Below are 20,040 nucleotides of genomic sequence, written 5' to 3' on the forward strand. Positions count from 1 at the left end.
CTGTCCGCGTCTGGATACCGTCTTACCGCACTACGGGCAAGTGCCAGATTCCTTGCCTTGGCCTGTTGTGCGTTCAGCCCAGCCCCCCCTGTACCCAACCATAAACCCTGACATGTGCTCTACTGCGTACCCTGACGCCGCACACGTACAGGCAGCCAGCAGACAGCGGCTGCATCACGTTTCCGCACGGTCCGCACCAACCTGCCGTTGCTCATGCTGCCCCTTCGCGCTACACTCCGGCCATGATTGAACACACTCACCCTGCTGCTTCTGTTACAATGACCATGGGAGTTCATTCAGCATGACAGCCCTGTTCAGACTTTTCATGGCGCTCGTGGTGCCCGTAGCGCTTGTTACCGGAGCCTTTTTCGTCTCGGCGGACACGGCCAGAATACCTTCTGCCCTGCGGCCTCTGCTGCCTGCCCTGCCCTACATATTCAGTTTTGCGGGCGTGGGGCTTTCGTGGCGCTTCAAGCGCAGCCGCAGCGTCTTTCTGCTGCTCCTGCTCGCAGCGGGCTGCTGGATAACCACCAGCTTTCTGCCGGAAGCGCCCGTCTCCGCCCTCAATGTCAAACTCGGCTATGCGGCCACGTGCTTTCTGCTGCCGGTAAACATAGCCATACTTGAACTGCTTGAAGACCGTGGCGTGTTCACGGGCTGGGGCATTCTGCATTTCTCCGTCATTCTGACTCAGGGCCTTGCGGTTCTGCTGCTGATGACCGCAACAACCCTGCTCAGTCCCGCCACGGCCAATTCCATCATCAACGCCGTGCAGCAGGTCATCTACTTCCGCCTGCTGCCGGAATGGGCAGACAGCTGGACATACATCCCGCAGATGGCGCTAGTGCTTTCCGGCCTCATGATCTTCGGGCTGATGGTACATCTGGCCGTTGTTCCTGCCGCGCGCGATGCCATGCACGGCGCGCTGGCAACCACCATCATCTGCACCATGGCCGGGCTACATCACGTGGAACAGCCGGACCTTGCCGCCATGTTCTTCAGCGTGGGGGCGCTTATCGTCACCCTGACCCTGTTTCAGGAATCCTACTCCATGGCCTTTGCGGACGAACTGACCGGATTGCCGGGCCGCCGCGCACTGATGGCAGACTGCAAAAAGCTGGGCCGCAAATATGCCATTGCCATGTGTGACATAGACCACTTCAAGAAGTTCAACGACACCTACGGGCATGATGTGGGGGATGATGTGCTGCGCATGGTTGCGGGGCACCTGTCGCGCATATCGGGCGGCGGCACGGCTTATCGCTATGGTGGCGAAGAGTTCACCATACTCTTTCCCAAAGGAACGACCATTGATGCTGCCCCGCATCTGGATGCCGTGCGTGAAGGCATTGCCCGTGCGGAATTCCGCATACGCGGCCCCCTGCCCAAGAAGGCCAGAGGCAAAGACGTTGTGACTGTCACCATCTCCATCGGCGTTGCAGAACGCACGGACGAGGCAACCACGCCGGAAGAAGTTATCAAGGTTGCTGATGGATTGCTGTATAAAGCGAAAAAGGCAGGCAGAAACAAGGTTGTGGCGGGGTAGGAAGGGCTGCGGTGCTGGAAGGACTGCGGTGCTGGTGCGGGGCGTGGCAGACAACCCCGATCTAACGCGAGTGGGCTGGGTAATATTACCACCCCTGCCTTCGTTTTCTGGAAGCCATCCAAGGCCTTTTTGCCGAGCATGGCCTATCCACCGCTACGAAGGTCCATAAGCAACGTCTAAACCCACAAATAGACATAGCAAAATACACACTTACATAAATCTATCTATTGAATAACAACACCATTCTCTATCTTATACATCTTGCTTAAATCTTTTGTAACCAGATATTTTCCTTTATATTTACGCTCGCTGACTAATCCATAGGCCGCGATAATGAGAAATACAACGGCGTAACTATCATCAAGAGCAAAATAAATTGTCGATAACGCAAATATCAATACAACAAAACAATATCTCCGCATTGTAAAATCTCTAAATATGAACTGCTCACACCCTATATATTTTGATTTATGAGCCTTTTCATATATAAATTTAACAATTCCAAACACAATCAAGCACCACATTGAGGGAGATGACAACAAACCAACGACAATATCCATATTGACCTACCTTAACGTGGAAAAGAGAGAATAAGGCAATTCTATCCGACAAAGCGGCCGATGCGCGGGTCGTACTCACGGTAGCCCAGATGAACGAGGCCGGTGTCGGCATCGAGCAGACCGCCACCAAAGCCGAAGGGAATGTGTATAGAAAAGGAATTGCCCCCCTAGAGCTCAGCAAACCCGATGCAGAAGGGGGCCTCACCAGCCGCGATAAAAGAATCACGAAACACCTAGTCGCGCCCCCTTTTAGCCTTTATCCCTACTGCAAAAACAAAAGATACAAGCAGAGCTACAATCACGTTTACGTGAAAGGGAACAACTAACAAGGCGTGCTGAACTCCATACGTTTCTATCAACTCCGGCAAGAGGATTACTTGTCTGAACAGCGCTAGCAAAACAGTCACCACAATAAACCGCCATCCATTCAAATATCGCAAACAGAGAACGCACACTATGGTAGACATACAAATTTGCAACATCACATTCATAACATCACTTTTCACTTCTTAATTTTAACCAGCGCGCTATAAATACTACAAAAGACATCAACAATGAGACCATAAACAACAGGCCAGCAGTAATTATAAAACCATACGTTTCCTGAGTATCATTCATATAACTATTCACAAACTGCAGCACATCATACAAAACAGAAGTGATTACTGAATAACACAACCGGACTACTGGCTTTTCAAATGCTATATTACATACGCACACTGAAAACAGGCAAGTAAATACGATCTCAACCAATGCCCACCCTCCTCCCTCAAACATTTCTACTGCTGCGCCTTGCTATATGCAGATCCACCGAAGTGCTTTACTGCACCATAATACAAATCACGCGAAACACCGCACAACGCGTTACCGCCCTCTCTGCATACTTTATCCATGCTTCTTCTAAATTGCATGTCACAATCTTCCTTTTGGCTCCCTTTCGTACCATAGCAAACGTCATGTTCGCGGCAGGCTGCAGAAAAATTGTTCCCCAAAGGGCTCTCCGGGACAAAGCTTGAGTTCCAGCCAGAGCCGCACCAGTCCTCATCAGATCCTCCCGCCTTCTGACCCGCGCCGCTTCCTTTTTCAGCACTGCTAGCTGCTGGTTCCAACCCCAGCGGGTCCACAAGGTTCACCGGATCATCGAGGCAGTAGCCGTATACATCCACATCGCCGCCAGCGTAGCCGATGGGATCGGGCTGGATGAAGCGGCCGATGCGCGGGTCATACTCACGGTAGCCCAGATGAACGAGGCCGGTGTCGGCATCGAGCAGGCCGCCACCAAAGCCGAAGGGAATGCGGACATTCTCCGCCAACATGCTGATGACATTGCCAAACGCATCATGTTTGTAAGCCTGTATCAAATCGCCGTTTGCGTTGGCAACCGCAAACGGGGTGCCCGCATGGTCAAAGGCGATGGAATAGCGCTGCCCCGCACATTCCATGCACGCGGGCATGCGCGAGCCCTGCTGGTACAGGAAGCGGCAGAGGCCGGAACCATCAGGGCGGGAAGTTCCTTCCAGCGTCGCGGCTCCGCGCCATGCGTACTTTTCCAGCATCACGCCGTTCACACTCTTGGCAATGCGCCTGCCCGCGGCATCCAGCAGATATTCCACCACCCTGCCGTCAGGGAGCGCCACCGCGGCAAGATTGCCCGCTGCGTCATATGCATAGTTGGTTTCACCACCCGCCGAGAGACGGCGCACCAGCCTGCCGTAGTCGTCATAGGCGAAACGCTCTGCCCCCGCCTGAACCAGACGCCCCGCGTTGTCATAGGCATAGCGGACCTCGCCCGCGCCTGCATGGGCTGACGCCAGACGCTCACCCGCAGGTCCGTACAGGTAGGTCTCCGTCAGCATCCGAGCCTGTACCACAGGTTGCACCTTGGCCTGCACCGAAGATTGCCCCAAAAGTTGCCCTGTAGGTTCCACAGGCACGAGACCCGCGCCCTGACCGCCCCGGCCAGAAGACTGATCTTCCTGTGTTCCCTTGGCAGCGCGCGGCGCATACGGGTCACGCCCCTGTACGGCAACCATATCCCCGCCTGCAATCAGCCGTCCTGCGGCATCGTAGGCATAGAAACGCTCATCCATGCCCAGAGCGGTTCGCATGACCTTGCGGATGATGCGCCCCTCTTCGTCACGCTGCACAAAGAGTTCAGCGAACTCAGGCCGTGCAGCAGGCAACGCAATGCTCGATGTACCCCCATATGCCTGATTCTGCGGGCAGACAGGGAAGCGGCGCAGCTCTTCAGCGGGCAGCGAGTCGGGCGTCAGGTCACTCAGCTGGTCGGGTCCGGCCTGCGGCATGGCGGTTCTGCCGGAAGCGATGCCCCCGGATGCTGTCAGGGCAGATGCCGGGGCTGCGGGGACGCCCCCCTTTCCCGGCACTGCCAACGACTTTTGCAGTGCCAACCGCCCCCTGCCCTGCACGCCCGCCGAGCCCGATACGCCCGATGTCATTACCCCTGCGCCTGTTGCCCTTCCATCGCCTGCCAGAGCCAGTCCTTCACCTGCACGAACTGCCTAATTGCCACCCGCTACTCCGGCAGGCCGGTAGCCTGCCTGATCCGCGAACACGGGCAAACCCGCGGCATCGCATTGCAGTTCCCATTCATCCGCAAACATACCGCTCACACCGGCCACCCTGCGTTCCGCAAAGGGCTGCTCTGCGGGCATGCCGCTACGGGACACCGCAGCGACGTGCGCATACGGTGCTCCCTCCATGTTACCCATGTTACACATGTAACCCGTGTTGCCCGTGTTGCCTGTTCTGCCTGCATGCTGGCCCGCACCCTGATCTGCAAACATGCCCTGCAAGCATTCCTCCGTACTCAGAATACACGGCTGTCCTCCCGCGTATCCCGAACGTATTCCTCTGATCATGTTCATCTCCTGCCTGTTGAGGAAGATTATGCACCGACGAAACCCGCTGCTCCGCCGCGATGCCCCCTGTAGCACCCGCAATTTTGCGGATTCGGCGTGCACACGGTCTCACCATGCCGGAAGGATGGTCCCGAATGGGCGTAAGGGAAGGTGGACAGCAATCGCCATAGCACGCAAAAAAGCCCGTTTCCGGCTCAAAAACACCGGAAACGGGCTCACATGCATGTCATGCGTATTTTGCGCTACAAACGCCCTTCCTCGACTCCGTGGCAGGCAACCACGGTTCCGCTTTCAAGCGTCCGTGCAACAGGCACTTCCTTCATGCAGCGTTCCTGCGCATACGGACAGCGGCCATGGAACACGCAGCCGGAAGGCAGGTTGATGGGCGTAGGCACATCGCCCGTCAGCTTAAGGTGCTGGAACCCCTTGCCGATACGCGGAATGGCTGAAAGCAATGCCCTGGTGTAGGGGTGCTGGGGGTTCTCGAACAGCTCTTTGGACGTGGCGAGCTCGCACAGGGAACCGAGATACAGCACGGCAACGCGGTCCGAGATATGCTCAACAACCGAAAGGTCATGGCTGATGAACAGGTAGGTCAGATTGCGCTGCTCCTGCAGGTCCATCATCAGGTTGAGCACCTGCGCCTGAATGGAAACGTCCAGTGCGGAGATGGGCTCGTCGGCCACGATGAACTCGGGGTCCAGCACGAGCGCACGCGCAATGGATATGCGCTGACGCTGGCCGCCGGAGAATTCATGCGGATACCGTTCTGCCCACTGGGGGTTGATGCCCACCTGTTCCATCACCTCCGCAACTTTCTCGCGCACCTGCGCATCGGAAAGCTCCGGCTTGTGGAAGCGGACAGGCTCTTCGAGAATCTGGCGCACACGCATACGGGGGTTCAGCGAGGCATAGGGGTCCTGAAAGACCATCTGCGCCTTGGTGCGGAACGGACGCCTTTTGGTGCCCTGCAGATTGTCTATCCGCTGATCACGGTAGTAAATCTCGCCGCTGGTGGGCGGATACAGCCCGATAACCACACGCGCAAGGGTAGACTTGCCGCAACCGGATTCGCCCACCACGGAAAGGGTTTCCCCTGCCATGATGTCGAGACTCACGTCGTTCACGGCATGAACCACAGAGCGGTTGCGGACGATCTTGCCACCGGAAAAGGTGAGCTGATCCAGCAGACCGCCGGAGATGTCAAAGTGCTTTACGACATTCTTTATGCTTACAAGAGGCGTATTACCCATGACTACTCCAGTTCATGACAAGCGGCGCAAACGCCGGTTTTCTTGAGCTCCAGCAAGGGAACTCTGGAAAGACAGACGTCCTTGCACAGATCGCAGCGGTTGTTGAAAGCGCAGCCTTCCGGAATGTCCGTAAGGCTGGGCATGCTGCCGGGAATCTGGTTCAGGCGTGAGCCGGTGGCCCCTTCGGGCAGCGCGGCTATAAGACCTCTGGTGTAGGGGTGCTGCGGGTTGGTACAGACCTGTTCGGTTTCTCCCAGCTCCACAATGCTGCCTGCGTACATAACGGCCACCTTCTGCGTCACCTGCGATACGACACCAAGGTCGTGGGTGATGAGGATAAGGCCCATGTTCTCGTTTTTACAGAGCTCAAGCAGCAGGTCCATTATCTCCGCCTGAATGGTCACGTCCAGCGCGGTGGTGGGCTCGTCCGCAATGATGAGCGCGGGGTCGGTCAGCAGCGCAATGGCAATGACGATGCGCTGGCGCATGCCGCCGGAGAACTCGTGCGGGTATTGCTTAAGCCGCTTTTCGGGAGAGTTGATGTATACCTTGCGCAGTTTGTCGATGGCGATGGCCTCCGCCTCCTTTTTGGAGATGTTCTTGTGGGCCATCAGCGTTTCTATCATCTGCGTCCCGATGGTGAGCACCGGGTTCAGGGTCATCATGGGGTCCTGGAAGATCATGCTGATGCGGTTGCCCCGCACCCGGCGCATTTCTTCTTCAGAAAGGGTCGCAAGATCGCGACCGTCGAACCACACCGAGCCGCCTGCAAGGAAGCCCGGTTTGGAGATCAGATTTATTATGGAAAAACCCGTAACCGATTTGCCTGCGCCGGATTCGCCCACAAGGCCGAGGCGTTCCCCGCGCTTGAGCGTGAAGGAAACGTTGTTCACGGCCGTAAGCGCATAATCACGCAGGGCAAACTTGACGGTCAGGTTTCGTACGTCAAGCAAAGTATCCATGTTCCCTAGTCCTTATAGAGTTTGGGATTCAGGAAATCCCGCAGCCAGTCGCCCAGCAGGTTGATGGAAAGCACCAGCAGCACCAGTACCAGACCCGGGAACAGGGTAATCCACCAGCTGCCGCTCAGCACATAGGTGAAACCGGATTTGATGAGCGAGCCGAGGGAAGGCTGGGTGGCGGGCATGCCGAGACCGAGGAAGGAAAGTGCCGCTTCGCTCATGACCGCGTTGGCCACCTGCACGGTGGAGATGACGAGCACGGGCGTAAGCGTGTTGGGCAGAATGTGGCGCCACATGATGCGCGAAGGCTTAAGGCCGATAACGCGGGCGGCTTCCACATATTCCTTCTTCTTTTCCGCAAGCACGGAGGCGCGCACGGTACGTGCATACTGCGGCCATTCCGAGATGCCGATAACGAACACGAGGAACGGCAGTGCAATGTTGGCATATCCGGCAACGCCGAAAGCCGTCTGCAGAATGGCGCCGAAGAAGATGGCCACCATGTAGGAAGAGAAGGACAACTGCACGTCGGTGATTCGCATCAGAATGGAATCAATCTTGCCGCCCTTGTAGCCGGAAACAAGGCCCACGATGATGCCGAGCCCTGCCTGCAGCACAACGGCACCAAGGCCGATGAGCAGCGAAACGCGCGCACCGTAAAGAATGGTGGACCATATATCGCGGCCCTGCGCATCGGTACCGAGCAGGAAGTTGCCGCCGGAAATCCACATGGGCGCTATTTCGGCGTCCATGATGTCGATGGAGGAGCCGTCATAGGGGTTCTGTGTGGCCAGCAGGGGCGCAAACAGCGCAAGCATCAGCAGAATGAACAGAATGAGAAAACTGCCGACCGCAACAGGGTCGCGCAGAAAGCTGTACAGAAAGTAGGATTCGCGGAATTTTTTCCACATGTATTATTTCCTCCCCGAAATACGGACCATGGGGTTCACCAGGCCGTAGATAATATCCACCACCGTGTTCACGGTGACGAAGAGCGCGCCTACAAAGACAAGGTAGGCAACCAGCAGGGAGGTGTCTGAACGTTCCACGGCTTCGATGAACATGAAGCCCATGCCCTGCCACTGGAACACTGTTTCCGTCAGAATGGTGTAGGCAATCATGATGCCTATCTGCACACCGCCCACGGTAATAACCGGCAGCAGCGTGTTCTTGAACCCGTGAACCATGAGGATGCGCCACGGCTTAAGGCCCTTGGCGCGGGCGAACTTCACATATTCCGTCTGCATTACTTCCTTCATTTCCGCACGGATAAGGCGGATAAAGAGCGGCAGCATGATGGAAGAAAGGGCAACGGAAGGCAGAATCAGGTGCTTAAGGCCGTCCAGCGTCAGCAGGCCGGTATCCCAGAAGCCCCATAGTTGCACAGTATCACCCCGTCCGTACGACGGCAGCCAGTGCAGCTCTACTGCAAACAGATAAATGAGCAGGATTGCCGTAAGGAACACGGGAACGGAAACCCCTACAATACTGAATCCCATGATGAACCGGGCCAGCCCCGACTTGGGTTTCACCGCGGCGTAAATGCCTGCGGGTGTTGAAACCAGCAGAATGATCATGGCACTGCAGAACACCAGTTCAAGCGTTGCAGGTGCCTTTTTCATGATCACTTCGGTGGCAGGTTTGCGATAGAAGAACGAACGGCCGAGGTCGCCCTGAAGCGCATTGCTTACAAAGCGGGTCCATTGCACCACTATCGGATCATTCAGACCAAGCTTGTCCCGAAGGGCCTCGCGATCGGCGGCAGACACAGACATGCCTACCATTTCGCGCACCGGATCCCCGAAGGAGTACTTGATGCCAAAGCCTATGATGGAGATGACAAACATGACGAGCATTGCCTGCGCCAGTCGTCTCATGATGAACGCGAACATAACTGTTTAATATCTTTGTTGGTTATAGGTAATGTTGTGCGGTCGCCCGGACACGGGAGAACCGGCGCGGGGCCGGTTCCTTTCATTCGGTCCTTTTCAAAGTTACCCAGTTGCGACGGCGGACGCCCGCCGCCGCTCAAAGAAACTTTGAAAAGGAGAAGCCGGAGCGGGTGTCCGCTCCGGCATTTCATCCATTCAAGGCTATTCCATTACCAGGTCGCCAAAGTAGGGGAAGTCCATACCGTTCACGATTGCCTGAGCATTCTTGACCTTCTTGGAAGCGGCCCAGGAAAGGTCCTGCCAGTGCAGCGGAACGAAAGCTGCGTCTTCGTACAGGATTTTTTCAACCTGCTGCAGCATTGCGGTACGCTTTGCGCGGTCGGTTTCGGCATTGGATTCGTTGATGAGCTTGTCAACTTCGGGGTTGCAGTAGTTGCCGGAGTTGTATGCGCCCATGCCGGTTTCCTTGTTGGGGCACATGAGCAGGTATTCGGTGAAGTTAGCGGAGTCTTCGGTGTCGGAGTGCCAGCCGATCATCTGGATGTCGGCGACCTGAGCATCGAACTCATCCCAGTACTGAGCCTTGGGCATGGTCTTCAGGTGCACCTTGATGCCGATCTTGTCCATCATTGCCACGAAGGCCTGAGCAATGGCTTCGTCCTTCACGTAGCGGTTGTTGGGGGCGATCATGGTCACTTCGAAGCCCTTTTCGAAACCGGCTTCCTTCATGAGTTCCTTGGCCTTCGCTACGTCGTAACGGGGCTTCAGTTCTTCAACGTAGCCAAGGTAGCCCTTGGGGCTCTGCTGGCCGGCGGTGGTGGAACGACCCTTGAGGATCTTCTTCACGATGCCGTCGTTGTTGGTAGCGTATACGATAGCCATACGAACGCGCTTGTCGGCAAATGCGGGCACACGCTTCTGGTTCAGCTGCAGGGTGATGAGACGGGTACCGGAAAGAGTGATCAGGTCCACGTTCTTGGCTTCGTCAAGACGGTCGTAGTCCTGGGGGGGAACGGGCTGAATCCAGTCAACGTCGCCGGAAAGGATGGAGGCAACGCGGGTTGCTTCGTTGGCAATGGGCTTGAATTCGATGGTGTCCAGGTTGCCGCGGGGACCCCAGTAGCCGTCGAACTTGTTGAGCAGCAGCTTAACGCCCTGTTCACGCTCGGTCACAACAAAGGGACCGGTGCCGGATTCATGTTCGTTGGCGAAAGAAGGACCGGATTTTACGATGGCGGCCTTATCCTGGCCTGCGGCATCCTTGCCGGTGTAGAAAGCGCTGTCCATGGGGAAGATGTAGGTAGCCATGTTGAGAAGCAGGGGGTAGGCAACCTTGGTCTTCAGGTCCACGGTGTAATCGTCAACGATAACAGCGGGGCCGAACACTTCGAACAGGCCCTTGAAGTCGGGAGAAACTTTCAGGCGGTCAAGGGTCCAGGCAACGTCCTTGGCGGTAAAGGTGTTACCGCTGTGGAACTTGACACCCTTGCGCAGGTGGAAACGGACGGTCATGGGATCAAGACGTTCCCACTTCTCGGCCAGACGGCCTTCGAACTTCATGTCCTGAGTCCAGCGGATCAGCGGATCAAAGACCATGTGGGAATACTGCAGCATGCCGCCGGAAAGCTGAACATGCGGGTCAAGGGACACCGGGTCGGCGTCCATGGCGAGACGCAGGGTCTTGCCGGCCATAGCGGGGACGGCGAACAGTGCCAGAGACAGAGCCAGCACCATTGCGGAAACAAAACGTTTCATCCAGTACCTCCAGTACTCTTTCAAACAGGTTTACCTACCTCAACGACGGATCGTTGCCACATTCCTATAGCACTACAGCCGTAGTCCGGAATACCCCCGGACACAGCTTAGATCGATCCAAAGTAAACAACAGGAAAGCGACTTATCCAACCCATGAAAGGGCTTCAAGTCAAGCTATTTCTACTGCAAAATTGTCAATATTGTTATGTTGATACGACTAAAACATTCCTCTCGGAAACAGAAATGGCACTCTAGAGGCCCTTTTTCACAATTAGTGACGCGGGGTTGCGACTGTCTGTGCACACAGTGCGCCTCCGGACCTGTAAGGCAAAAAGGCAACAAAAAACCTTCGTGAATATAGCCGAATGCACCCGCCTTTTTTGGAGAGACCAGAAAATCACACGGGGCATTTTGAGGCATCACGCAGGCACAATCAGGCCAGAGCCTTCACAAACCGCTGTAGCGCCTCAGACAACTGGCTTTTTGCGCATGCGAAATTCAATCGCATGCCGCTCTCGCCTCCCGGCCCGTAGGTGGTTCCGTGGTTGAGCGCGAGGCGGGCATCCTGCTGTATGCGGCGAACCACCTCGGCCATGTCGCAGCCGGTGCGCTCGCAGTAGCCGGAGAAGTCCAGCCACGAAAGGTAGGTACCTTCAAGGGGCATGCAGTCCACGCCGGGCAGCGCCCGCACAGCCAGTGCCACGGTATCGCGATTCGTCGCCAGATACGGCAGCAGACTGTCGAGCCATGCATCACCGTGGGTATAGGCGGCCATGGCCGCGATCATGCCGAAGGTGTTGGGCAGGAACATGCCTGCGCGGTGCACCTGCCGCTCATACTGTCTGTGCAGAGTCGGATTGGAGATGATCACGTTCCCCGTAAGGGTGCCGGCAAGGTTGAAGGTCTTTGTGGCAGAAGTGCAGGTGATGGTGCGCGCGGCCACTTCCGGCGCAATGGAGGCCATGACGGTGTGGCGGTACCCCGCATCGGGATAGACAAGGTCATGATGGATCTCGTCCGCCACGATGAGCAGGTCGTGCCTGCAGCACACTTCTGCCAGCCGTTCCAGTTCCGGCCGCGTCCAGACCCTGCCGCCGGGGTTGTGCGGGCTGCACAGAATGAGCATGCGGGTGCGGGCGTCTATCTGCGCTTCCAGCGCATCAAAATCCATCTCGTATCGACCCTGACCCTTGCGTACCAGACGGTTGGCCGTCACATGGCATCCGTTGTTCCGCACGGCCCCGAAGAAGGGATAGTACACCGGCGTCTGCAGCACCACATTGTCACCGGGGCGGCAGAATGCCTGCACGGCCAGATTCACGCCCATGACAATGCCGTGTGAGGCAAATATCCATTGCGGTTCGATATGCCAGTTGTGCCTGCGCTCCATCCAGCCGGCAATGGCCGCATGATACTCCGCATAGTTGCCGGAATAGCCGAGCACGCCGTCTATCATGGCGGAAAGCGCCTTCTTCACTGCGGGCGGAGGCAAAAATTCCATATCCGCAACCCAGAGGGGAATGCCCCCTTCTGCGGGAGAAACGCCGAACAGGGCCTGCATGTCGTCCCATTTTTCGCAGTAGGTGTTGTTGCGGTTGATTACGGTGTCGAAGTCGAAGCAGTGTGCGGACACAGGCATATCCTTTCTTGTGAGAGTATTGTCTGCTGCGGGAACCTGTGCGGCTGCAGTGAGCCTCAACCGGCCCCGCAGTGTGATGTTATTACGATAACCTCGAAATATCGGGGTTTGGTCAGTTGCTCCCCGATGCGCTACGCGCGGGCCACGAACCAGCCGTTCAGCAGATCCGCCTTGCCATAGAGAAAGGGTTCACCCTCAAACCCGCACATGGAGCCGCCTGCCGCCTCCAGCAGAGCCTGACCCGCTGCGGTATCCCACTCCCACGTGGCATGCAGGCAGGGAAAGAGCTGGGCGCGGCCTTCCGCCAGCAGGCAGAACTTATAGGAACTGCCTGCCCGCAGGCGGGTATGGGGCGCATCCCCCATATAACTGTCGAGGCGCGGAGTCTTATCCACATTGCTCTGCAGCACCACGGGGCCGCCATCGCCCGCATCGCGTCGGGTGCGTATGCTGCTGATGGTGCGCAGAGGTCGCACGGGGCCGCCATCGCCGTCGCCTATGCGCAGTGCACCGGCTCCGGCCACGCCGAGATAGGTTGTGCCGTTGAGCGGCACATGGATGATTCCCGCCAGAGGGCGGTGATTCACCATATAGGCGATGTTCACCGTGAACTGGGCGTTACGCTTGATGAAGCCCTTGGTGCCGTCGAGCGGGTCCACAAGAAAATAGCTCGGCCACGCCGCCCGCTCTTCATAGGCAGGCAGCCCGCCCTCTTCGGAAATGACCGGAATGTCGGGGACAAGGCGCGACAGGCCGCTCAGAATGCAGTCGTTGGCTGCTTCGTCAGCTATGGTCACGGGCGAATCGTCTTCCTTGTAGGATATCTGCACATCCCCGCCATAATACTGCATAATCAGCGCTCCGGCTTCTTCCGCAAGCAGCGCCAGATGCCAGAACACCTCCGCCAGCCCTGCAGGCAGCGGGGTGAGAAGCGATTGCGGAAATTCGCCTTCCGCGTGCAGCTGTTCAATGACTGATCTGTTCATGACTGCTCTCTTGATGGCATTCCGGTGGCGTTCAGACTGCTGACAACGTCATTTGGGGTATTGTTTGGCTCCGCCGGGCAGGAACCTTACGTTCCTGCTCCTCGCATACGCGGTGAAATCCGTTTTTGAACCTCTGTCTCAACTTAACGGGCATAGGGTTTATTGAAAACATAGGTTTGTCATTACCCTTCACGTCATTCAGGTGGCGTTGCCCCCTTGGCGAAGTGCCCTCCACTGCTGTAGTACATGCATTAGCCGAGGATGTTAAGCACCACACGGCCATCGCAGTATCACAAACGAGGTAGCCATGTCCTTTGCCCGCCGCACCGCAGCACACGCCCATTCGCCCGCAGCCGCTCCTGCCATGCAGACGGACGACATCCCCCTGCGGGAAACAACGCCGCCCCCGCTGCGCCTGCTTCTCTGCCTGCTTGCCTGCCTGTGCCTGACTCCGGCGCTCGGAGGCTGCGGTTCACGCAATACCGCAACGGTAGTGCAGGACGGCCCGTTGCCCACGCGGCAGGAAGCGGCCATCGTCCGCACGGCCCGCAAAGCCATTGGTGCAGACTACAATTATGGCGGCTGCAATCCGGCCGAAGGCTTTGACTGCTCCGGGCTGGTCTGGTGGGCCTATCAGGAAAACGGCCTTTCCATTCCCCGCACCACCTCGGCCCAGAGTGCCGGTGGCCGCCCTGCCGACTGCGCCTATCCCAGACAGGGCGACGTGATCGTCTTCCGCATCTCGCACAAGGGGCTGCACTCCGGCATATATTCCGGCAACGGATATTTCGTGCACAGTCCCAAGACCGGCCACGTGGTGCGCGAGGAATCGCTGCGCAAGGATTACTGGCAGTCACGGCTGCTCACTTGCCGCCGCTACCTGCCCTGACCCTGCGCAGACCCTGTCCTGCCCCCTACCCCGGCTCCAACAGTCATGAAGCCCCTCACCCCCCTGAGGCCAGCCCTGACAAGACTTCCCCGAGACGTGCTGCAAACGCCCCTCTCAGGCTGCCCGCATGATCCAGCGAACCAATCGGCACCTCAAACGGGAAGATTCCGGCATAGATGTTTGCATGCAATACAACCATTTGATATAGTTGCATTATATTGACAAACCCTATCCGGAGAAGCCTCATGTATAGAAAAATTCTATTGCTCGTCGCAGCCTGCGTACTCGTTCTTGCCGGCAATGCCTTTGCCGGCAGCTACAACTACATCTCACCCGAGCAGATGAAGACCAACCTTGAACAGAAGACCCCCATGCACATCATGGATATTCAGGTAGAGGATGGCTATGCCAAGCATCACCTGCCCGGTGCCATGAAGTCCTGCGCGTATCCTGTAAAGTCCGCAGAAGACAAAGCCAAGCTCGATGCCTTCATGGCAGACATCACCAAGGACGAGGCTCCTGTCGTCATCATCTGCCCCCGCGGCAAGGGCGGTGCCGAGCGCACCTACGAACACCTGAAGGAAAAGGGCATTTCCGAAAGCCGCCTGCTCATTCTGGAAGGCGGTCAGGAAGGCTGGCCCTATCCCGAATCGCTGGACAAGTAATTCTGGTTCTGAATGTTGCAGAGCCGCTCCGGATGATCCGGGGCGGCTCTTTTTTGTATTGTCTCTGTCTGTCAATCACGGGGCAATCACGCGGACAACCGCGCGGGAACGGCTCGGCCCGAACACGGCCCGAAACACGACAGGGCATGGCAGTATATGACAGGCAGCTAGCGGGCCAGATGGTGCCGCAGCTTTTCCAGCACGGCCTGTTTCTTGGCAGGTTTGGCCAGATAATCGTCACACCCTGCGGCAAGGCACTTTTCGCGGTCTTCGGCATAGGCATTCGCTGTCAGAGCGATGATCGGCACCCGACGCTTGCCTGTTTCCGTTTCAAAACTCCGTATGGCCTGGGTTGCGGCATACCCGTCCATACCGGGCATCTGGATGTCCATGATGACGGCATCGAACTGCCCTTCCCTGAACTTGGCTACGGCCTCATTGCCGTCTTCCGCATAGTCGCAGGTATAGGGCGAATCCTTGAGATAGAAGCCCATGAGCATGCGGTTGGCACTGGAATCTTCCGCAATGAGCACCTTTCCTGTCTGGTCGGAATCATCCATGGAGCTCCCCTCGGCAGACGTTATGGAAAGGCCCGGCGCGAGCGTGTTGTTCAGAAGACCTTCCAGCACACTTATCAGCTTGCCCGGCGTGGCAGGTTTGGCGAGAATCGGCAGTCCGGTCTGGGGCAGCGTCTTGCCGCCCTGCGGGGAGTGCGAAGAATCCAGATAGAGCAAGGTGGGAGGCAACATGGAGCCGAAACGCTTCAGCATCTGCCTGTGCGCCGACACACCGTCCAGTTCTGCCAGATCACTGCCCATGATAATGGCATTAAACCGGGTGGCGCCCTGCCCGTTCTGTCGTTCCAGCTGATTCTGCGCCTCCTGCACCGAGAAAGCCTCCACACTTTCAGCACCATAGTTTGCAAGCGTGAGCACAAGATAATGCAGGGTAACGGGGTTATCGTCCACAAGCAGCACCCGCCTGCCCGCAAGCGACGGAGCAGAACCACTCACGGACGACTGTTCCGGCAGGGGCAGCACGCAGGTGAATGTAAAGGTCGCCCCCTGTCCGGGACGGCTTTCCACGCTTATGGCACCCCCCAGATACTCCACAAGGCGCTTGGTAATGGCGAGCCCCAGCCCTGTTCCGCCATATTTGCGGGCGGTTGAACTGTCAGCCTGCGTAAACACGTCAAAAATGCTCTGCTGCTTGATGATGGGAATACCTATTCCCGTATCCTTTACGGCGATTTCGAGCGTTACGTTATTCTCTACCCGCTGCAGCACGTGCACCGTGGTAATGACATGGCCGAGCGCGGTAAACTTGAGCGAATTGCTCAACAGGTTCAGCAGAATCTGCTGCAGCTTGTTGGGATCGCCCACCACCTTTTCCGGTACGTCGGGGGCAATGTAGAGAATGGTTTCCAGCCCCTTCTGCGCGGCCTGTACACTCGTCATGGAATACACGCGTTCAAACAACCCTTCGAGACCGAAGGGAATATGTTCAAGCTCTATATGGCCGGCCTCGATTTTGGAAAAATCCAGAATATCGTTGATCAGGTCGAGCAACACCTCGCCGGAGCCGCGCAGCATCTGCAGATACCGCGACTGCTGCTCGTTGAGGCCGGATGCCTGCAGCATATCCACCAGTCCCAGCACGGAATGCATGGGCGTGCGGATTTCGTGACTCATGGAGGCAAGGAACCCGCTCTTGGCGCGGTTGGCTTCCTCCGCATTCTGCATGGCCTTGCGCAAAGCGTTCTCGGCCGCAATACGCGGTGAAATATCGCGTATAACACACAGAACCGCGTCCTGCTCCTGATACCGGAGTTTGCGGATATGCATTTCCGCATGAAAGGCATCACCCTCAACGGGCATGATGCGCATCTCGAACTGCCGTTTGGCCAGCGGGCTGCCGGCAGGTGTCTTGCGCACCATCTCCAGCACCTGCCACATTTTCTGGCCGTATTCCTGCATCACCAGATCCTGCATGGACAGAGAGAGCATGCGGTTGCGTTCCGTCCCCATGAGGTCCAGCGCCTGCGCGTTGCATTCGAGAATCCTGCCGTCGAGGTCATAGATGATGATGGCATCCATAACCTCCTCAAACAGCAACTGATAGCGCGCCAGTTCCTCCGCCTTGCGCAGATTCACCAGCATCGCGTCCAGCGCATGAAGCACGTCGTTCACTTCGGTAATGGGCGTAACGCCTTCAGGCAGGGCAAGACGCGCCTGACCGAGCGAAATGCTCCGCGCGCTTTCTGCCAGCGCCCGCAGCGGGCCGGTGATCTTGAGACCTATGAAATAGGCCAGAATGGAACATAGAACACTGGTGAACAGCAGCACCACAACATTGTTCAGAAGGTTGGAACGCTTCAGTTCCTCAAGCGGGGCCGACGAGGCAAAGTAGTAGATACCCTCGAATCCGGTGGCAGCCAGCAGGCCCTCACGCCCTTCCACCAAACAAGGCTGGGGGATACCCTTGTCCGTGACTCCCGAAGTGTATTGCACAGAGGCAGGCCTGCCGGTGCGCAGGTCGCGAAAAGCTCCAAGATGGAGAACGAGCAGGGAATAATCCTCTTTTTCAAGAAGCACTCCCTCTGCCGGAGGTTGGAAGAAATACATGCCCACGGCCGTACCCACAACCTGCGAGCGGTTGCGTATAGGGCGCGTTGAGGCCACGTAGAACCGGCCTTCCGATGTCAGGGATAACGAACTGGTCTGCGGTGCAGGCTGAAGAGAAAATTCGTGGGCCTCTATGGGAATGGGACCGTCTGTTGCGGCATACACGCGCTGGGAATCGGCCGCGCGCAGATACAAGTGCAGATCAGGCGCAGCTGCGGCAAATGCGGCCAGACGTTCCCGCATCTGGTATTCCACCCCCAGCTGCAGGGTCACACGAATGGAATTGTCTTCGCCAAGGGCATCCAGTTGCCGCTGGGCCTCACCCATTCCCCTGAAATAGTACTGGCCGAGCTGCTTTGCTTCTGCGCCCACGCGGTCCTGGAACTGGCGGTACATCGAGCCGGAGTATGTATACTGCATCACCGCAAGCAGCGCGAGGGCGCAAACAAAGACCAGCCCCACGGTTGCTACAATGATCAGCGATGTGACCGATCTTGATGTATTACGTTTTAGCATACGATCTGCACATAAAAAACATTACTCTGTGTATACATAGTCCGCAGCCAGCAAAATATCTTCAGGAATGACTATGCCCAGTTCCTTTGCCCGCTTCAGATTGAACACCAGCGCATAGCGCTCTGCCTGCTCCAACGGGATGTTTCCGGGCTTTTCACCCTTGAGCAGCCGCCCGACAATTCTGCCGGCCTGCATGCCCATATGTTCAAAATCAACGCCCACACCGCCCATCACGCCCAGCTTTACGAAGGAATAGTTGATGGGAATGCTGGGCTTGCGGCAGATCTTCGAGGTCCACTTCAAAATTTCCGGCGCGGTATACGCCCTGCCAGAGGCATCCTTGAGCAGCAGAGCCATGGGATAGATGGTATCAATCTCGCTGTCGTTGCAGGCTGCCAGCATCTGGCGCTGATACTCCTCCCAGCTGTCCGTCACCATTTCCCGCACGGCAAAGTCATGCGGCTCGGCAGCCAGTTCCTCATGAAACTGCTCCATTCCGGCCTGCCCAGTGGTAGAATTATCCGCGATCACGAACACGGTATCCAGCGACTGCAAAATCTTGCGCTGCACCCTGAGCGCCGTGAGCGAGTGCAGCTTCTCCAGCACGCCAGTGATGTTGTGTCCCGGCTGTTCACGGGATTCAAGCCACCGCTTGCCCGCAACACACGTTTCCGGACGCATGTTCAGACCGGAAAATACCACCGGCATCTGCGAATCAACAAATTCCAGCGCAACCATGCGAAAGGCGTTGTCATCCAGCGTTACCAGCACATCAGGACTGAACGCGCGAATGGCTTTTTTTGCCAGCTCGGCCTGCAGGCGCATAAGCTGCGGGGTATTGTTCACCCGCTTGGTGTCCATGGGAAAGGTCTGCACCGCAAGATTCACCCCTTCGGTGAATCCGCTTTCCGCCAGTCCGCGCAACACCCCCACATGCTGCGGCTCACCGCAGACATGTTCGAGTTCATAACTGTGAAGGATAAAAACCCTCGGGATTTCCTGCCCTCCGGCCTGAGAAGCCAGACTCAGGACAAAAATGCCGACGGACACCACTTCAAACAGTTTCCGGATATGTGCGATCATAATTCCACCGGATTTTTGATGAACACCCCAATCCCCCCTTCCTGCCACTGCCCATAATTATCTACCGTGAGAGATAGCAAAGGTAAAGCATGACACATCAAAATCAGAAAGGAACATACGTTGCCAGTGCCTGCATCATACATAACAATATGTACCACTTGTTTTCCCAGGACCACTGGCGCAGCTCACTGCCTATCAGCTCAACAATTTTCAGGCTATCGTATATCGGCTATGCGGGCATTGATATGAAACCGGATATCCCCCGAACCAGCAGAAGGTTGCCACCCGGGCCGATGCATGGCATCACACCCCGCAGGGAAGCTCCCCCGTCCGAATCCCCGGCCAGAGACGCACGCGACACACTGCAAAGAGACATGCCCGTGACCACCACCGTAACCGGAACCCACTGCCTGCTGGAACTTACCGGCTGTTCCGCTGACCTGCTGAACGATGAAGCCTTCATCCGGCAGGCCATAACGGACGCCGCAGCCGCCGCAGGCTCCACCCTGCTCTCCCTGACCAGTCACGCCTTTGCACCGCAGGGCGTAACAGCCCTCGGCCTGCTGGGTGAATCGCACATATCCATCCACACATGGCCGGAAGCCGGATACGCCGCCGCAGACATCTTCACCTGCGGCAGCACCTGCCAGCCCCGCGCTGCCTGCGATCTGCTTGCGGAACGCCTGCGGGCGGGCAACGCCACCATACGTGAATTTGAACGGGGCAACGCACAATAAAAGCGCGCCACTGACCTTGTCGTCAGAAGCGCGCTTTCTCTTTTTCTGTCA

Annotated in this window: 17 protein-coding genes; 4 read left to right on the top strand and 13 right to left on the bottom strand. The window is 57.0% G+C overall.

What is annotated here, in order from left to right:
• Positions 1-301: 301 nt before the first annotated feature.
• On the top strand, positions 302-1,546 hold the full coding sequence (locus HUV30_RS15515) for a GGDEF domain-containing protein (RefSeq protein ID WP_174406415.1): 1,245 nt from the start codon (positions 302-304) through the stop codon (positions 1,544-1,546).
• A gap of 224 nt (positions 1,547-1,770) precedes the next feature.
• Here HUV30_RS15515 and HUV30_RS15520 read toward each other — a convergent pair whose 3' ends face one another.
• From HUV30_RS15520 to HUV30_RS15570, 11 genes are all read right to left on the bottom strand, one after another.
• Positions 1,771-2,106 carry a hypothetical protein gene (locus HUV30_RS15520; RefSeq protein WP_174406416.1) on the bottom strand — a complete coding sequence of 112 codons (336 nt, stop codon included), beginning with the start codon at positions 2,104-2,106 and terminating at the stop codon, positions 1,771-1,773.
• Positions 2,107-2,147: 41 nt separating this feature from the next.
• A complete protein-coding gene (locus HUV30_RS18540; RefSeq protein ID WP_174406939.1) occupies positions 2,148-2,255 on the bottom strand; it encodes an RHS repeat-associated core domain-containing protein in 108 nt (35 codons plus the stop codon).
• Between the two features lie 630 nt (positions 2,256-2,885).
• Positions 2,886-4,565, bottom strand: coding sequence for an RHS repeat-associated core domain-containing protein (locus HUV30_RS15530; protein ID WP_174406417.1), 1,680 nt, complete (start codon positions 4,563-4,565; stop codon positions 2,886-2,888).
• Between the two features lie 63 nt (positions 4,566-4,628).
• Complete coding sequence (locus HUV30_RS15535) at positions 4,629-4,913, bottom strand: hypothetical protein (RefSeq protein ID WP_174406418.1); 285 nt, start codon at positions 4,911-4,913, stop codon at positions 4,629-4,631.
• Positions 4,914-5,230: 317 nt separating this feature from the next.
• Complete coding sequence (locus HUV30_RS15540; protein ID WP_174406419.1) at positions 5,231-6,241, bottom strand: ABC transporter ATP-binding protein; 1,011 nt, start codon at positions 6,239-6,241, stop codon at positions 5,231-5,233.
• A 2-nt stretch (positions 6,242-6,243) separates the two neighbouring features.
• Entirely contained in the window at positions 6,244-7,203 is a 960-nt protein-coding gene (locus HUV30_RS15545; protein WP_174406420.1) for an ABC transporter ATP-binding protein, read from the bottom strand.
• A 5-nt stretch (positions 7,204-7,208) separates the two neighbouring features.
• Positions 7,209-8,114: an ABC transporter permease gene (locus tag HUV30_RS15550; RefSeq protein WP_174406421.1), complete on the bottom strand. Its 906-nt coding sequence runs from the start codon at positions 8,112-8,114 to the stop codon at positions 7,209-7,211.
• 3 nt (positions 8,115-8,117) lie between these two features.
• Positions 8,118-9,095, bottom strand: coding sequence for an ABC transporter permease (locus HUV30_RS15555; protein WP_174406422.1), 978 nt, complete (start codon positions 9,093-9,095; stop codon positions 8,118-8,120).
• 201 nt (positions 9,096-9,296) lie between these two features.
• Entirely contained in the window at positions 9,297-10,850 is a 1,554-nt protein-coding gene (locus tag HUV30_RS15560) for an ABC transporter substrate-binding protein (RefSeq protein ID WP_174406423.1), read from the bottom strand.
• 433 nt (positions 10,851-11,283) lie between these two features.
• Positions 11,284-12,483, bottom strand: a complete 1,200-nt coding sequence (locus HUV30_RS15565) for a MalY/PatB family protein (protein WP_205245245.1) — start codon at positions 12,481-12,483, stop codon at positions 11,284-11,286.
• A 137-nt stretch (positions 12,484-12,620) separates the two neighbouring features.
• Positions 12,621-13,475 carry a 3'(2'),5'-bisphosphate nucleotidase CysQ family protein gene (locus HUV30_RS15570; protein WP_174406425.1) on the bottom strand — a complete coding sequence of 285 codons (855 nt, stop codon included), beginning with the start codon at positions 13,473-13,475 and terminating at the stop codon, positions 12,621-12,623.
• A 307-nt stretch (positions 13,476-13,782) separates the two neighbouring features.
• Here HUV30_RS15570 and HUV30_RS15575 point away from each other — a divergent pair, with 307 nt between their 5' ends.
• A complete protein-coding gene (locus tag HUV30_RS15575) occupies positions 13,783-14,364 on the top strand; it encodes a C40 family peptidase (RefSeq protein WP_174406426.1) in 582 nt (193 codons plus the stop codon).
• Between the two features lie 245 nt (positions 14,365-14,609).
• Complete coding sequence (locus HUV30_RS15580) at positions 14,610-15,029, top strand: rhodanese-like domain-containing protein (RefSeq protein ID WP_174406427.1); 420 nt, start codon at positions 14,610-14,612, stop codon at positions 15,027-15,029.
• 167 nt (positions 15,030-15,196) lie between these two features.
• On the opposite strand, the gene HUV30_RS15585 is transcribed toward HUV30_RS15580, so the two are convergent.
• On the bottom strand, positions 15,197-18,169 hold the full coding sequence (locus HUV30_RS15585; RefSeq protein WP_174406428.1) for a PAS domain-containing hybrid sensor histidine kinase/response regulator: 2,973 nt from the start codon (positions 18,167-18,169) through the stop codon (positions 15,197-15,199).
• Positions 18,170-18,190: 21 nt separating this feature from the next.
• Positions 18,191-19,252, bottom strand: a complete 1,062-nt coding sequence (locus HUV30_RS15590) for an ABC transporter substrate-binding protein (protein WP_174406429.1) — start codon at positions 19,250-19,252, stop codon at positions 18,191-18,193.
• Positions 19,253-19,632: 380 nt separating this feature from the next.
• Here HUV30_RS15590 and speD point away from each other — a divergent pair, with 380 nt between their 5' ends.
• The gene (gene speD, locus HUV30_RS15595; protein ID WP_243452215.1) at positions 19,633-19,989 is read left to right on the top strand and encodes an adenosylmethionine decarboxylase; all 357 of its coding nucleotides are present in this window, start codon (positions 19,633-19,635) and stop codon (positions 19,987-19,989) included.
• Positions 19,990-20,040 lie beyond the last annotated feature (51 nt).

It is taken from the genome of Desulfovibrio subterraneus, from assembly GCF_013340285.1.
Lineage (GTDB): Bacteria > Desulfobacterota > Desulfovibrionia > Desulfovibrionales > Desulfovibrionaceae > Halodesulfovibrio > Halodesulfovibrio subterraneus.

Excerpts from the sequence above, each read along its gene's own strand:
- HUV30_RS15545 (WP_174406420.1), bottom strand. The coding sequence starts at position 7,203 with ATGGATACTTTGCTTGACGTACGAAACCTGACCGTCAAGTTTGCCCTG.
- HUV30_RS15555 (WP_174406422.1), bottom strand. The coding sequence starts at position 9,095 with ATGTTCGCGTTCATCATGAGACGACTGGCGCAGGCAATGCTCGTCATG.
- HUV30_RS15560 (WP_174406423.1), bottom strand. The coding sequence starts at position 10,850 with ATGAAACGTTTTGTTTCCGCAATGGTGCTGGCTCTGTCTCTGGCACTG.
- HUV30_RS15540 (WP_174406419.1), bottom strand. The coding sequence starts at position 6,241 with ATGGGTAATACGCCTCTTGTAAGCATAAAGAATGTCGTAAAGCACTTT.
- HUV30_RS15570 (WP_174406425.1), bottom strand. The coding sequence starts at position 13,475 with ATGAACAGATCAGTCATTGAACAGCTGCACGCGGAAGGCGAATTTCCG.
- HUV30_RS15515 (WP_174406415.1), top strand. The coding sequence starts at position 302 with ATGACAGCCCTGTTCAGACTTTTCATGGCGCTCGTGGTGCCCGTAGCG.
- HUV30_RS15550 (WP_174406421.1), bottom strand. The coding sequence starts at position 8,114 with ATGTGGAAAAAATTCCGCGAATCCTACTTTCTGTACAGCTTTCTGCGC.
- HUV30_RS15520 (WP_174406416.1), bottom strand. The coding sequence starts at position 2,106 with ATGGATATTGTCGTTGGTTTGTTGTCATCTCCCTCAATGTGGTGCTTG.
- HUV30_RS15585 (WP_174406428.1), bottom strand. The coding sequence starts at position 18,169 with ATGCTAAAACGTAATACATCAAGATCGGTCACATCGCTGATCATTGTA.
- HUV30_RS15590 (WP_174406429.1), bottom strand. The coding sequence starts at position 19,252 with ATGATCGCACATATCCGGAAACTGTTTGAAGTGGTGTCCGTCGGCATT.
- HUV30_RS15535 (WP_174406418.1), bottom strand. The coding sequence starts at position 4,913 with ATGTTTGCAGATCAGGGTGCGGGCCAGCATGCAGGCAGAACAGGCAAC.
- HUV30_RS15530 (WP_174406417.1), bottom strand. The coding sequence starts at position 4,565 with ATGACATCGGGCGTATCGGGCTCGGCGGGCGTGCAGGGCAGGGGGCGG.
- HUV30_RS15580 (WP_174406427.1), top strand. The coding sequence starts at position 14,610 with ATGTATAGAAAAATTCTATTGCTCGTCGCAGCCTGCGTACTCGTTCTT.
- HUV30_RS15575 (WP_174406426.1), top strand. The coding sequence starts at position 13,783 with ATGTCCTTTGCCCGCCGCACCGCAGCACACGCCCATTCGCCCGCAGCC.